Origin of the sequence: Mesorhizobium sp. BH1-1-4 (assembly GCF_020165665.1) — a bacterium.
Lineage (GTDB): Bacteria > Pseudomonadota > Alphaproteobacteria > Rhizobiales > Rhizobiaceae > Mesorhizobium.
Genome location: NZ_JAIUIN010000011.1, coordinates 25857 through 39911, shown reverse-complemented (window position 1 = coordinate 39911; position 14055 = coordinate 25857). Strand labels below are relative to the sequence as shown.

The window sequence follows — 14055 nt, the reverse complement described above, 5'->3', positions numbered from 1 at the left end:
ACGTTTCCGGCACTTCCGTCCAGTCAGTTTCGTGGCTATCTATGAAATGCGCCGCACACCAGTGCGGCGCATCAATCATTTCAGCACCGCGAGATTGTGCCCATGATGCGTCAGTATGAGCTTGTCGAGCGCGTCCAGCGCTACAAGCCTGACGTCAACGAGGCGCTGCTCAACAAGGCCTATGTCTATGCCATGCAGAAGCATGGCCACCAGAAGCGCGCTTCCGGCGATCCCTATTTCTCGCACCCGCTCGAAGTCGCGGCCATCCTCACCGAGATGCACATGGACGAGGCGACCATCGCCGTCGCCCTGCTGCACGACACCATCGAGGACACCACCGCGACGCGGGCCGAGATCGACGATCTGTTCGGCCCCGAAATGGGCAAGCTGGTCGAGGGCCTGACCAAGCTCAAGAAGCTGGACCTCGTGTCGAAAAAGGCCGAGCAGGCGGAAAACCTGCGCAAGCTTCTGCTGGCGATTTCGGAAGATGTGCGCGTGCTGCTGGTCAAGCTCGCCGACCGTTTGCACAACATGCGCACCCTCGATCACATGCCCGAGGCCAAGCGCCTGCGCATCGCCGAGGAGACGATGGACATCTATGCGCCGCTGGCCGGGCGCATGGGCATGCAAGGCATGCGCGAGGAGCTGGAAGAGATCGCCTTCCGCTTCATCAATCCGGAAGCCTACCGCGCCGTCACCGCCCGCCTGGCCGAGATCTTCGAGCGCAACAAGGGCGTGCTGACCGACATTGAAAAGGCGCTGTCGGCACTGTTTGAGAAGCATGCCATCAACGCTGGTGTGAAGAGCCGGCAGAAGAAGCCGTGGTCGGTTTTCCGCAAGATGGAGGCCAAGGCGCTGTCCTTCGAGCAACTGTCCGACATTTTCGGCTTCCGCGTCGTCGTCGACACCGTCGAGGACTGCTATCGTGCGCTGGGTGCCATCCACACCACCTGGTCGATGGTGCCCGGCCGTTTCAAGGACTACATCTCGACGCCGAAGCAGAACGACTACCGTTCGATTCACACCACCATCGTCGGTCCTTCGCGCCAGCGCGTCGAACTGCAGATCCGCACCCGCGAGATGAACAAGATCGCCGAATACGGCGTCGCCGCTCATTCCATCTACAAGGACACCGGTGGCAAGACGAACGGCGCCGGCCATGCAATCTCGAAGGAAACCAACGCCTACGCCTGGCTGCGGCGCACCATCGAGCAACTGGCCGAGGGCGACAACCCGGAAGATTTTCTCGAAAACACCAAGCTGGAGCTGTTCCAGGACCAGGTGTTCTGCTTCACCCCAAAGGGCATGCTGATTGCCTTGCCGCGTGGCGCCACGCCGATCGATTTCGCCTATGCCGTCCACACCGATGTCGGCGACACTTGCGTCGGCGCCAAGGTCAATGGCCGCATCATGCCGTTGATGACGGAACTGAAGAATGGCGACGAGGTCGAGATCATCCGCTCCAAGGCGCAGGTGCCTCCGGCCGCGTGGGAATCGGTCGTCGTCACCGGCAAGGCGCGCGCCGCCATCCGCCGCGCCACCAAGAACGCCATCCGCAAGCAGTATTCGGGTCTCGGCGCGCGTATCCTGGAGCGTGCCTTCGAGCGGGCCGGCAAGACCTTCGCCAAGGAAAGCCTGAAGCCCGTCCTGCACCGGCTGGCGCGCAAGGACATCGAGGATGTGCTGGCGTCCGTCGGCCGCGGAGAACTGGCTTCCACCGATGTCATGAAAGCGGTCTTCCCCGACTACAAGGACGAGCGCGTCACATCGGCGGCTCCCAAGCAGCGCGAGGAGGGCTGGTCGAAGATCCGCAACGCCGCCGGCATGCTGTTCCAGATACCTGGCCGGGCCGCGCGCAAGGACAAGGACCAGCCAGGCGCCGGCGCCGTGCCGATCCGCGGCGTGCGGGGCGACCTGCCGGTGCGCTTCGCGCCGGAAGGCGCGGTCCCTGGCGACCGTATCGTCGGCATCGTCCAACCGGGCACCGGCATCACCATCTATCCGATCCAGTCGCCAGCGCTGCAGGCTTTCGACGACCAGCCGGAGCGCTGGATCGACGTCCGTTGGGACATTGACGAGCGCACCAAGGAGCGGTTTCCCGCGCGGGTCTCTGTCACCGCCATCAACGCGCCCGGATCGCTCGCCGACATCGCCCAGGTCGTTGCCTCCAATGACGCCAACATCCACACGCTGTCGATGGTGCGCACCGCGCCCGATTTCACCGAGATGCTGATCGATCTCGAAGTCTGGGACCTGAAGCATCTCAACCGGCTGCTATCGCAGCTCAAGGACAATTCGAGCGTCAGCGATGCACGGCGCGTCAATGGCTAGCGATAGCCGACCATGGGGGACGAGATGAACACCGACGAAGTGCTGGGCATATTCCGTGAGGCTGGCGCTGTTCTGGAGGGTCATTTCATCCTGACGTCGGGCCTGCGCAGTCCGGTCTTCCTGCAGAAGGCACGGGTGTTCATGCATGCCGACAAGACCGAGCGGCTGTGCAAGGCGCTGGCGCAGAGGATCCGCGCCGCGGTGCCAGGCAAGATCGACTATATTGTTGGCCCGGCGATTGGCGGGCTGATCCCGGCTTATGAAACCTCGCGCCATCTTGGTGTGCCGGCAATCTGGGTGGAGCGGGAAGGGGGCGAGTTCCGCCTGCGGCGCTTCGAGATCGACAGAGGCGCGCGCGTCGTCATCGTCGAGGACATCGTCACCACCGGTCTGTCGATCCGCGAAACCATCGATTGCCTGCGAGAGCTTGGCGCGGAGGTGGTCGCGGCCGCCTGCATCATCGACCGCTCGGCTGGCAAGACCCATGTTGGCGTGCCGCTGATCGCGCTTGCCGAATATGAGGTTCCAGCCTATCCGCCGGACAGGTTGCCACCGGAGCTTGCCGCCATCCCGGCCATCAAGCCCGGCAGCCGCAACATCTGAGGAGGGGTCGAATGATCGCCGGCATCGACCATTTCGTGTTGACGGTCCGCTCGGTTGAACAAACCTGCGACTTTTACCGACGCGTCCTTGGCATGCGGCGCCTGGATCAGCCGAACCGGCCGACGGCGCTTCTGTTCGGCTCGCAGAAGATCAACCTGCACGAAGTCGCCCGCACTTTCGAGCCGAAGGCAAAGACGCCGATGCCGGGTTCTGGCGATTTCTGCCTCGTGGCGGCGGAGCCTCTCACCGAAATCCAGGCCAGCCTCGCGGCCAACGGCGTTGCCATCGAAGTCGGTCCGGTCGAACGCATCGGCGCGCGAGGGCCTATGATATCGGTCTATTTCCGCGATCCCGACGAGAATCTGGTCGAGGTCAGCGAATATCTGAAATAGGCACGGTGCCGGAGGGCATCATGGACCTGCCCCCGGATGGCAGCCTTGTCGAAGTCAGCCTGTATCCGCGGTCGCATATCGAGCATCAGGCTGCGACAATTAGCCGACAACCGCTTCTCAAATTCGCCGCGATTGTCCGATGTTGGGAGACGGACCTTGCCAAAATCTGGCGGTGCGGCTGCTGCGCGGACCGCCTTCGGTTGTTGTCGGGGTTGCGGATAGCTATATCAAAGTCGCGATTGCCTTTCGGCGACCGTAAAGCGCAAGATATGGTGGCGAAGCCTGGCCGGAAAAAGCCGGCGTGCAAGCTGTGAATTGTCGGGAATAGGAAGAGAGTGCTTTTTCGTCGCCGCAAGCCTGATGGCCTTTTCGAGCGGGTGCGCACCTATCTGTGGCCGCGCCGTTCGTTTTCGCGCTCGCTCCAATATTTCTCCAAGCGCATTCTGCGTCTGAAGGCCACCCCACACGCGGTGGCGGCGGGTGTCGCGGCGGGTGTCTTTGCTTCCTTCTTCCCCGTGGGTTTCCACTTCATCATTGCCGCCGTTCTGTGCTGGGTGATCGCCGGCAATCTCGTGGCGGCGGCACTCGGCGCTGTTTTCTTCGGCAATCCGCTGACCTTTCCGATCTTGTGGGGCGCTTCCTGGGAAACGGGCAAGCTTATCCTGCATGATCGCCTGCCCGCGCATGGCCCTCCGGCGCATCTGGGCGAGATGCTGCACACGCTTTCCTTCGCGAAACTCTGGCATCCCGTTCTGGAACCGATGCTGATCGGGGCGGTGCCGCTCGGGCTGGTGTTCGGCCTCGTGTTCTACGGCATCACCCGCTGGGGCATGAATGTCTTCCGCGAGCAAAGGCGCAAGCGGCTGGCCGAGCGCGCGAGACGCCGTGAGCATTCGCCTCATCCCGGCGGAAGCGTTGGTTCCGCTCATCCCGGCGGAAGCGTCGGTTCCGCCGCCCAATGATCATCGGCATCGGCAGCGACCTGATTGATATCAGACGCATCGAGAAATCGCTCGAGCGTCATGGCGAGCGCTTCATCCACAGAATCTACACCGAACTGGAACAGGCACGTTCGGAGAACCGGCGCGCCCGTGCGGCTTCCTACGCCAAGCGCTTTGCCGCCAAGGAGGCTTGCGCCAAGGCACTGGGCACCGGTCTGGCACAGGGCGTGTTCTGGCGCGACATGGGTGTCGTCAACCTGCCCAGCGGCGCGCCGACCATGGCGCTGACCGGTGGCGCGCTGGCTCGGCTGGAAAAGATCCTGCCCCGAGGCCATCGGGCAGCGATCCACCTCACCATCACCGATGATTTCCCGCTCGCTCAAGCCTTTGTGATCATAGAGGCGGTGCCGGTCGAAGAAGCGCCACATTGATTGCATCTGACGACCGGCATTGACGTTGCCCAGCGCGCGCCGAGACTCTATACCATCCAACGCACAATCGAGGACTACATGAGCGTGGCTGAAAAATCCCAGAAGAAATCCGGCGGGCTTGGCGAAACGGTCAGCGTCATCGTCCAGGCGCTTTTGCTGGCCCTGGTCATTCGCACGCTGCTGTTCCAGCCATTCTCGATCCCGTCGGGCTCGATGCGGCCGACGCTTCTGGAAGGCGACTACCTGTTCGTCACCAAATGGTCCTACGGCTATTCACGCTATTCGCTGCCCTTTGGACCGGACATTTTCTCGGGCCGCATCTGGGGCTCCGAGCCCAAGCGTGGCGACGTGGTGGTGTTCAAGTTCCCGCCGGATCCGTCCGTTGACTATATCAAGCGCGTCATCGGCCTGCCCGGCGACAAGATCCAGATGAAGGATGGCCAGGTCTTCATCAACGGCGTCGGCGTGCCGCGCGTCAAGACCGGCCAGATCGACAATCCCGACATCACGGAAAAGGATTATCCGATCGATGTCTATCGCGAGACGCTTCCCGACGGCGTCAGCTACGACACGCTGGACCTGTCGCCGAACTCGATCGGTGACAACACCCGCGAATTCGACGTGCCCGCCGGCCACTATTTCATGATGGGCGACAACAGGGACAATTCCGCCGACAGCCGCTTCACCGTCGGCTATGTTCCGGCCGAGAACCTGGTCGGCCGCGCCAACCTGGTCTTCTTCTCGATCGCCGGCAAGGCAAGCCCGCTCGAAATCTGGAAATGGCCGTCGCTGATGCGCGCTTCGCGCCTGTTCCATTTCGTCAACTAGGGTCATGGCGGCACCAAAACGGTTGACCGTCGATGCGCTCGCCGAAGCGCTCGCGGAACGCACGGGCCATGCCTTTGCCGACCGCCGGCGCCTGCAGCGTGCTCTTACCCATGCCAGTGCACGGGGCGCCAATGCCGGCACCGACTATGAGCGGTTCGAGTTTCTCGGCGACCGGGTTCTTGGTCTTGTTGTCGCCGACATGCTGCTGTCCGCTTTTCCCGACGCGGCGGAAGGCGAGTTGTCGCTGCGGCTCAATGCGCTCGTCAACGCCGAGGCGCTTTCCGAAATCGCCGAGGATATCGGGCTGCCGGACCTGATCCGGGCCGGATCGGACGTGCGCGGGCTCGAGGGGCGCAAGCGCGTCAACCTGCGTGCCGATGCATTGGAATCGCTGATTGCCGTGCTTTATCTCGACGGTGGTCTGGAAGCGGCTCGCGCGTTCATCCACAAATACTGGCGTCCGCGTTCGCAGGCCTCGGGCGCGGCACGCCGCGACGCCAAGACCGAATTGCAGGAATGGGCGCATCAGGCGGCGAGTGCGGTTCCCGCCTATCAGATCGACGGCCGCGAAGGCCCCGATCACGATCCGCTGTTTACCGTCAGCGTCAGGGTCGGCGCGTTTCAACCGGCAACCGGCAGCGGCCGTTCCAAGCGCGAGGCCGAACAGGCCGCCGCGGCTGCCCTTCTGTTGCGCGAAGGTGTATGGAACGCAGCATGACAGATATTGAAACTGCTGAAGCCCCTGCCACGCATTCCGGCTTTGTCGCGCTGATCGGTGCGCCCAACGCCGGCAAGTCGACGCTGGTCAACCAGTTGGTCGGCGCCAAGGTGTCGATCGTCACCCACAAGGTGCAGACGACCCGCGCCATCGTGCGCGGCATCGCCACGCACGACAACGCGCAGATCGTCTTCGTCGACACGCCGGGCATCTTCAAGCCCAAGCGGCGGCTGGACACGGCGATGGTGACCACCGCCTGGGGCGGCGCCAAGGATGCCGATATCGTCCTGCTGCTGATCGACGCCGAACGCGGCATCCGTGGCGACGCCGACGCCATCCTCGAACGGCTGAAGGACGTGCGCCAGCCGATGGCGCTGATCCTCAACAAGGTCGATCGGGTCAAGCACGAGGCGTTGCTGGCCCTGGCCGCGGCCGCCAACGAGAAAGTGCCGTTCAAACGCACCTTCATGGTCTCGGCGCTGACCGGTTCCGGCTGTAAGGATCTCCTCGACTATCTGGCCCAGGCGCTGCCGACCGGCCCCTGGTATTATCCGGAAGACCAGATTTCCGACCTGCCGATGCGCCAGCTGGCGGCCGAAATCACTCGCGAAAAACTCTATCTCAGGCTGCATCAGGAATTGCCCTATTCCTCGCATATCGAGACCGAGAAATGGGAAGAGAAGAAGGACGGCTCGGTGCGCATCGACCAGACCATCTATGTCGAGCGCGACAGCCAGAAAAAGATCGTGCTCGGCCACAAGGGCGAGACCATCCGTGCCATCGGCCAGGCGGCGCGAATGGAGATATCAGGCATATTGGAGCAGAAAGTGCATCTGTTCCTGTTCGTGAAAGTGCGCGAGAACTGGGGTGACGATCCCGAGCGCTACCGCGAGATGGGGCTGGAGTTTCCGCATTAGGGCATGATCCCGAACACGAGGGTCTGTTTTCGGGAAAGATCATGCTTGAGGTCGCGATTGATGTCGCCTTGGTGCGCCGCCTGATTGCCGCGCAATTCCCGCATTGGAAGAATCTTGCGGTCAGGCCGGTTGATTTTGGCGGCTGGGACAACAGGACCTTTCATCTCGGCGACGAGATGACCGTGCGGTTGCCGAGCGCCGCTGCTTATCCCTGCAAGTGGAAAAGGAACACCGCTGGCTGCCGAAATTGGCGCCGCTGTTGCCATTGCCCATTCCGGTACCGCTGGCGATGGGCGTTCCGGCCGAGGGCTATCCCTGGCAATGGTCCGTGTATGGCTGGACCGAGGGCGAGACCGCGAAACGGGAACGAATAGCAAATCTGTCGGAATTCGCGGCGGACCTGGCGCGGTTCCTCGTTGCGTTGAAATGCATGGACGCGACAGACGGGCCGGCGCCAGGGCAGCACAATTTCTTTCGCGGCGGGCCGCTCACCGTCTAAGACGGCGAGACCAGGCAAGCGATCTCGACACTCGGCAACCGCATCGATGCCGACGCCGCCACCGCGGTCCGGGAGGCGGCCCTTGCCGCCGCCTGGAAAGGTCCGCCCGTTTGGTTCCATGGCGATGTCAGCCAGGGCAACCTTTTGGACGAAAAGGCAGGTTGAGCGCGGTGATCGATTTCGGCACCTGCGGTGTCGGCGATCACTCCTGCGACCTGGCAATTGCCTGGACGCTGTTCGACGGCGAAAGCCGAAACATTTTTCGCGCCAGCATGGCGGCAGATCGAGCGACCTGGGCGCGCGGACGCGGCTGGGCGCTGTGGAAGGCACTGATCACCGCCGCCGGATAGATAGAGATCGCGCCAGCCGAGACCGTGGAAGCGTGGCGAGTGATCGATGCGGTGCTGATCGAGCGCGAGGCGTGAGGCAAAGCGTTCGCCGCCTGCATTGGACTGAGTTCCGGACGGATCAAGAGTTGCTGCTGGGTGCAATCCTTTGGGAATCCCGCTGGGGTGCGTTGACCGCCGAGGGCCGTCCGTATTTATCTTAGAGATCTTATGTGTGAATAAGCAAATTCCTGGAATCTGTCAGGTATTTCGCTTTAAAATATAAGAATAAATCACACTATTATAGAAAATTCCTATAATAACATTGAAATTGTTACATAAAAATGACGGTGTGCCATTTGTGCCAGCTTGACGGGTAGGGAGGTAAGGCTAGTGTTATTTGTGCAACACGGATTTAATCTGTGGTCGGAATCCGGCATATTTGTGGAATTGTCATTGAAGGCGGAAGATTGGTGGGTATGTTCGCCGCGAAAACGGGACGCGGTGCGAGCCTTTTTTCATTGTGGGGGTGAGGCGGGAAAACATATCCGCCAGCCACAATTCAGAAGCCATTTTTCAAACTTGACTGGAGAGGTCAGAAAATGAACATCAAGAGCCTCCTTCTCGGCTCAGCCGCGGCTTTGATCGCGGTGTCCGGCGCGCGCGCCGCGGACGCGGTCGTCGTCGCCGAACCGGAACCGGCCGAATACGTCAAGATCTGCGACGTCTACGGCGCTGGCTACTTCTACATCCCGGGCACCGAGACCTGCCTGCGCATCGGCGGTTACCTCCGCTATGACATTGGCGTCGGCGATTCCGGCACGCTGGATGGCGTCAACAACGTTGGCGACCACATGGACGACGGAAACCACGACACCTACTACAAGAACATGCGCTTCACGCTCCGGACCTATACCGGCCAGGAAACCGAGCTCGGTACGCTGAAGACCTTCACCGAAACCCGCTTCCAGTTCGGCAACTCCTCTGGCGACTACACAGGTGGCGGCGCCGGCTGGCAGGCCGGCAACAAGACCACCAGCCTCAACTTCGCCTGGATCCAGCTCGGTGGCCTGCGCGTCGGTAAGGATGAAACGGCATACGACCAGTTCATCGGTTATGCCGGCAACGTCATCCAGGACACGATCATCCCGTATGGCATCAAGGACACCAACGTCGTCCAGTACTATTTCGACGCTGGCAGCGGCTTCACGGGCGTGGTCTCGCTCGAAGAAGGCACTGGTGCCAACACGATCGACAGCTATGTTCCGCATGTCGTCGGCGGCTTGAAGTACAAGGGCGACTGGGGTGCGATCACCGGCGTCGTCGCCTACGACAGCAACTATGAGGAAGTGGCCGGCAAGGTTCGCCTGGATGTCAACGTCACCAAGGAACTGTCGCTGTTCATCATGGGCGGCTACGGCACGGACGACAACCTCACGGACGACGCCCACAATGCCATCGATGCACATGGCCGTAGCCAGTACAAGCCATGGGGCGGCAACTGGGCCGTCTGGGGTGGCGGTACCTACAAGTTCAACGAGAAGACGTCGTTCAACGTCCAGGCTTCCGCTGACGACGACAAGAACTACGCTCTTGCCGCGAACGTCGCCTACACCATCGTCCCGGGCTTCACGATCACGACCGAAGTCGACTGGGATCATTACGGCAACTACGGCAACCCGTCCGTCTACGGCAACTGGTCCAAGGCCGACAAGAAGGACAGCGTGGGCGGCATCGTCCGTTTCCAGCGCAACTTCTAATCGATCGACTGACCTTACCAGGCCGCCCGCAGCGTATTGCTGCGGGCGGTTTTTATGCGTTGTCGCGAGAGCTGGCACGGGCGCCCGCCCATACCTTGATTTCGCCACCCGATCGGTGAAAAGCTCTGGGCATGGAATGGCGCGACGAGGGAATCATTCTCGGCACCCGCAAGCATGGCGAAACCAGCGCCATTCTCGAGGTGATGACGCGCGCCCATGGCCGCCATCTCGGCCTCGTGCGCGGTGGCCGTTCGCGCAAGCAGCAGCCCGTTCTCCAGCCCGGCAATCGCGTCGATCTCTTGTGGCGGGCGCGGCTTGACGAGCATCTGGGCACCTTCCAGGCCGAAGCGATCGAGATGAATGCCGCCCGGCTGATGGACAGTGCCGTCGCCGTCTACGGCCTTCAGACAATGGCGGCCCATCTGCGCCTGCTGCCCGAGCGCGACGCCCATGGCGGCCTCTACGAAGCGCTTTCGGTGATGATCGTCCATCTCGACGATGCCGATGCCGCCGGCGAACTGGTAGCGCGCTTCGAACTCCTGATTCTCGATGAACTCGGCTTTGGCCTCGATCTCAGCCAATGCGCCGCCACCGGCACAAGGCAGGATCTGGCCTATGTCTCGCCGAAGTCGGGACGGGCGGTGTCCCGTGAAGCCGGGGCGCCGTGGCACGACAAGATGCTGGCGCTGCCGGCCTTCCTGCAGCGCGGCTCCGGCCTGCGCGCGGATCGGGCGGCGATCGCCGACGCCTTCCGCTTGACCGGGTTTTTCTTCACCCGCCACGTCTACGAGCCGCGCGGCATCGAGCAGCCCGACGCCCGCGCCGGCTTTCTTGCGGCGCTGCGCAAGCACCACGCGACACACCAGCCCATCGCCGTGGAGGACGCGGCCAGGGAAATCGTCAGATGAGTGAGGTCGAACTCTATCCCGGCCGGGTCTCGCCGCTCGGTCTTGGCACCATTCCTCATGCCGACATCCTGGAATACACCGGCCTGGAATTGCTGCAGCGAATCATCGACGGCAAATATCCGGCGCCGCCAATCTCCTTCCAGCTCAGCTTCGCGCTGACCGAAGTATCGGAAGGCCGCGCCGTGTTCCGGGGCATGCCGAACGAACGTCACCTCAACCCGTTGGGGGGCGTGCATGGCGGCTGGGCCGCGACGCTGCTCGATTCGGCCTTGGCCTGCGCCGTGCAGACGTTGCTCGAAAAGGGCGAGGCCTACACGACGGCGGAGTTCAAGGTAAACCTCACGCGGCCGATCACACCCAGGACCGGCGAAGTCGTTTGCGAAGGCAAGGTGGTCCACAAGGGCCGCACGCTTGCCGTTTCGGAAGCAACGCTGAAGGATGCCGGCGGCAAACTGCTGGCTTTCGGCACCGAGACATGTTCGATATTTCCAGCCGCCAATCTGGCGGCACGTTGAGTTTTCAGCCGTTTGGCCGCCGCATTTGAATGTCAGTGAGACGAAACGTCAGTGAAAACTGGCCTGGTTTGGGGGAACCGCCATGTTTGAAAGCCTGATCGGCCTTGTCGCCATCATCGCCTTGTTCGTCATCATTTCGCGTCAGCAGAGCCGCATCGGCCTCATCGAGCGCGAGCTTGGCGCGCTGCGCAGTCTCGTGCTTTCGGGCGCGATGCCGCCCACGGTCAAGCCGGAACAGGATGCGGCCGAGGGCAAGGCCGACACGGCGCCGGTGACGGCGCCCGCGGCTGATGTCGCCCCACCGGTAATCAGCGAGCCGGTACCCGCGCTGATACAGGCCACGGAGGCGGAAATTCCGGCCGAGGAGAGTGTGCCCGGTCCATGGAGCGCAACCGAGGCAACGCCAGAGGCCGCGCCGGCCGCGGTCGCCAAGGCCGCTCGCCAGTCCGACGTCGAAACCGCGCTGGGCACACGTTGGGCGGTCTGGGTCGGCGGTATTGCGCTGGCGCTGGGCGGCTTGTTCCTCATCCGTTACACCATCGAGGCCGGCATTTTCGGACCCGGCGTGCGCCTCACCATGGCGGCGGTGCTCGGGCTTGTGCTCGTCGCCGGCGGCGAGTTCATTCGTCGCACTGGCTTCAAGGTGCCCGTGCAAGGTGTTGCCGGCGCCTATATTCCGGCGATCCTGACGGCGGCCGGTGCCTTCATCCTGTTCGGCACCGTCTATGCCGCACATGGCATTTACGGCTTCATCGGGCCAGCACTCGCTTTCACGCTGCTTGGCGCCATCGGCGTCGCGACGCTCGCCGCCGCTCTTGTCCACGGCCAGGCCCTGGCCGGCATCGGCCTCGTCGGCGCCATGGCAACGCCGGCGCTGGTTGCCTCGACCGCGCCAAATGTCTGGGCGCTGTTCGGCTACCTCGCCATCGTGCTCGCCGCCACCGGCGTCATCGCCCGCATGCGCGACTGGAAAGCGTTGATGGCGGCCGCCTTTTTCGGCACCGGCATCTGGACCATCCTCTACATGACCGACGCACCGGGCGCGAACCTGTCCGCCATCCTGTTCATCGACGCCGTCACGCTGGCCGTGCTCGCTTTCGTCTGGCTGGGGAGTCGAGGCGAGATTGCGAAAGATGGCTTCGACTGGCCATCGATCGTGCCGGGCGCTTTCGTCGCGTTTTCGGCGCTCGGCCTGTCGGTCGACTCGACCTTCGTCGCCGCCGGCTATGCCTTGCCGGGCGCCCTGGTCCTCGTCGCCCTTGTGGCCACCGCACTCTACCGGCCGCGCACGGTGCCGCTGCTGCACGCCGCCGGGCTGGTGACCGTGATGATCCATCTCGGCATCATTCCACCCACCACCATTGGCTCCGATTTGTCGCAAGGCAATTTGGGCTTTGACGGTCTGCCGGTGGCGACCGGAAACGCCTTGACGCTGCGCATCGGTATTGGGCTCGGCCTTGTCTTCATCGCCGCCGGTTTGTGGGCCGCGCGCCGCTTCGTCGCATCGGCGCGGATCCGCGCCGCATGTTGGGCCGCGTGGGGTGTCGTCGCGCCGCTGGTCATCCTGCTGGCGCTCTGGTTCACCTACGGCAATCTCGACCGCGACTTTGTCTATGCCGCCGTCGCGGCCTTGCTGGTCGTGGTCTTCGCCGCCGGTGGCGAGTGGATCGCGCGCGCCGAGGAGCCGCCGCTCAAGGGCGGCATGGCGGTGTCGTTCGCCCTGGGCGGCGCGGCGGTCGCAGGCCTCCTGATGTTGCACATGGCTTTTGATTCCGGCTGGACCACCATCCTGCTCGGTGCCGCCGCAATCGTGCCGGCGCTCGCCACGCGCTGGCGCTCTTATCCCGTGCTCGGCTGGATTTCAGTCGCCGCCGTCATCGCGGTGCTGGGCCGCGTCGTCTTCGACCCGACGATCGTCGGCGCCGACTTCCTGTCGACGACACCGGTCTTCAACTGGGTGCTGCCGGGTTATGGCGTGCCGGCGCTCGCCTTCGGCTTCGCGGCCTGGCAACTCGCTCGCACCACCAGTGGCCGGCCGCGCCTCGCCATGGAAGCGGCGGCCGCGCTGTTTGCGCTGCTGACGCTCGCCATGCTGGTGCGCCACGCCATGCATGGCGGCGTCATCAACAGCGATGCGCCGACGCTCGCCGAACAGGCGATCTACACGCTGATCGCCATCGGCGCCGGCGCCATGCTGATCGCCGTCGACAGGCGCTCGCCAAGCTCGGTGCTGCGCTATGGTTCGATGGCGGTGGGCGTGGTCTCGGTCGCCTTCGTCGTCATCCAGCATTTCCTCGTGCTCAATCCGTTGTTCACGGACGAATCGACCGGCCGGATCCCGGTATTCAACCTGTTGTTCCTGGCCTATCTCCTGCCGGCGGTCGCCGCCGCTGGTCTGGCGCTCTACAGCAGGGGCAAGCGGCCGAAATGGTATTCGGCGATGCTGGCGCTGGTGGCGGCGTTGCTTGCCTTCGCCTATGCCACGCTCTCGGTGAGACGCGTGTTCAAGGGCGAGTTCATCGGCTTGTGGAGCGGCCTTGGCCAGCTGGAAACCTATACCTATTCAGCGCTCTGGCTGGCGATCGGCGTGGCGCTGCTCACGGCTGGCGTCTGGCTGAAATCGCAGGTGCTGCGCATTGCCTCGGCCGCGCTGATCGCGATTGCCGTGCTGAAGGTCTTCCTGTTCGACATGTCGGAACTGGAAGGCGTGCTCAGGGCGCTGTCCTTCATAGGCCTGGGCGCGGTGCTCATCGGCATCGGCTTGTTCTATCAGCGGCTTTTGACGCGGGCGGCGAAGGAAAAAGGGTAATCGCCGGCCAATCATTGGTTTTATCGCCGGGCGGGAATAAACCGGCACCCGCCGGCGTTATCTCCTTGCTTGGGTGA

General features: G+C 63.1%; 12 protein-coding genes and 1 pseudogene. All 13 read left to right on the top strand.

Annotated features, from left to right (window positions below; genetic code table 11):
* Nucleotides 1-102: 102 nt before the first annotated feature.
* On the top strand, nucleotides 103-2331 hold the full coding sequence (locus LB569_RS19525) for a RelA/SpoT family protein (protein WP_140710637.1): 2229 nt from the start codon (nucleotides 103-105) through the stop codon (nucleotides 2329-2331).
* 24 nt (nucleotides 2332-2355) lie between these two features.
* Nucleotides 2356-2934 (top strand): orotate phosphoribosyltransferase, encoded by a 579-nt coding sequence (gene pyrE / locus LB569_RS19520; RefSeq protein ID WP_224693732.1) that lies wholly within the window; start codon nucleotides 2356-2358, stop codon nucleotides 2932-2934.
* A gap of 11 nt (nucleotides 2935-2945) precedes the next feature.
* Nucleotides 2946-3326, top strand: coding sequence for a VOC family protein (locus LB569_RS19515; RefSeq protein WP_224693731.1), 381 nt, complete (start codon nucleotides 2946-2948; stop codon nucleotides 3324-3326).
* Nucleotides 3327-3661: 335 nt separating this feature from the next.
* The gene (locus LB569_RS19510) at nucleotides 3662-4288 is read left to right on the top strand and encodes a DUF2062 domain-containing protein (protein WP_224540640.1); all 627 of its coding nucleotides are present in this window, start codon (nucleotides 3662-3664) and stop codon (nucleotides 4286-4288) included.
* Nucleotides 4285-4698: a holo-ACP synthase gene (gene acpS, locus LB569_RS19505; protein WP_224540638.1), complete on the top strand. Its 414-nt coding sequence runs from the start codon at nucleotides 4285-4287 to the stop codon at nucleotides 4696-4698. Before LB569_RS19510 ends, acpS begins: the two co-directional genes overlap by 4 nt.
* A 78-nt stretch (nucleotides 4699-4776) precedes the next feature.
* Nucleotides 4777-5526 (top strand): signal peptidase I, encoded by a 750-nt coding sequence (gene lepB / locus LB569_RS19500; RefSeq protein WP_224540635.1) that lies wholly within the window; start codon nucleotides 4777-4779, stop codon nucleotides 5524-5526.
* A gap of 4 nt (nucleotides 5527-5530) precedes the next feature.
* Nucleotides 5531-6244, top strand: coding sequence for a ribonuclease III (rnc, locus tag LB569_RS19495; protein ID WP_224693730.1), 714 nt, complete (start codon nucleotides 5531-5533; stop codon nucleotides 6242-6244).
* Nucleotides 6229-7161: a GTPase Era gene (era, locus tag LB569_RS19490; protein WP_224693729.1), complete on the top strand. Its 933-nt coding sequence runs from the start codon at nucleotides 6229-6231 to the stop codon at nucleotides 7159-7161. The genes rnc and era overlap by 16 nt, the downstream gene beginning before the upstream one ends.
* Before the next feature lie 41 nt (nucleotides 7162-7202).
* Nucleotides 7203-8085: pseudogene (locus LB569_RS19485) on the top strand (aminoglycoside phosphotransferase family protein).
* Nucleotides 8086-8588: 503 nt separating this feature from the next.
* A complete protein-coding gene (locus LB569_RS19480) occupies nucleotides 8589-9746 on the top strand; it encodes a porin (protein WP_140710652.1) in 1158 nt (385 codons plus the stop codon).
* Between the two features lie 131 nt (nucleotides 9747-9877).
* Nucleotides 9878-10654 (top strand): DNA repair protein RecO, encoded by a 777-nt coding sequence (gene recO / locus LB569_RS19475; protein ID WP_224693728.1) that lies wholly within the window; start codon nucleotides 9878-9880, stop codon nucleotides 10652-10654.
* The gene (locus LB569_RS19470) at nucleotides 10651-11169 is read left to right on the top strand and encodes a PaaI family thioesterase (protein ID WP_224693727.1); all 519 of its coding nucleotides are present in this window, start codon (nucleotides 10651-10653) and stop codon (nucleotides 11167-11169) included. Before recO ends, LB569_RS19470 begins: the two co-directional genes overlap by 4 nt.
* 82 nt (nucleotides 11170-11251) lie before the next feature.
* Nucleotides 11252-13978, top strand: a complete 2727-nt coding sequence (locus tag LB569_RS19465; RefSeq protein ID WP_224693726.1) for a DUF2339 domain-containing protein — start codon at nucleotides 11252-11254, stop codon at nucleotides 13976-13978.
* Nucleotides 13979-14055: the final 77 nt, after the last annotated feature.

Bases quoted from the DNA above. Each gene is read 5' to 3' on its own strand.
- LB569_RS19470 (WP_224693727.1), top strand. From the start codon at position 10,651: ATGAGTGAGGTCGAACTCTATCCCGGCCGGGTCTCGCCGCTCGGTCTT.
- era (WP_224693729.1), top strand. From the start codon at position 6,229: ATGGAACGCAGCATGACAGATATTGAAACTGCTGAAGCCCCTGCCACG.
- LB569_RS19515 (WP_224693731.1), top strand. From the start codon at position 2,946: ATGATCGCCGGCATCGACCATTTCGTGTTGACGGTCCGCTCGGTTGAA.
- lepB (WP_224540635.1), top strand. From the start codon at position 4,777: ATGAGCGTGGCTGAAAAATCCCAGAAGAAATCCGGCGGGCTTGGCGAA.
- rnc (WP_224693730.1), top strand. From the start codon at position 5,531: ATGGCGGCACCAAAACGGTTGACCGTCGATGCGCTCGCCGAAGCGCTC.
- pyrE (WP_224693732.1), top strand. From the start codon at position 2,356: ATGAACACCGACGAAGTGCTGGGCATATTCCGTGAGGCTGGCGCTGTT.
- LB569_RS19465 (WP_224693726.1), top strand. From the start codon at position 11,252: ATGTTTGAAAGCCTGATCGGCCTTGTCGCCATCATCGCCTTGTTCGTC.
- acpS (WP_224540638.1), top strand. From the start codon at position 4,285: ATGATCATCGGCATCGGCAGCGACCTGATTGATATCAGACGCATCGAG.
- LB569_RS19480 (WP_140710652.1), top strand. From the start codon at position 8,589: ATGAACATCAAGAGCCTCCTTCTCGGCTCAGCCGCGGCTTTGATCGCG.
- LB569_RS19525 (WP_140710637.1), top strand. From the start codon at position 103: ATGATGCGTCAGTATGAGCTTGTCGAGCGCGTCCAGCGCTACAAGCCT.
- recO (WP_224693728.1), top strand. From the start codon at position 9,878: ATGGAATGGCGCGACGAGGGAATCATTCTCGGCACCCGCAAGCATGGC.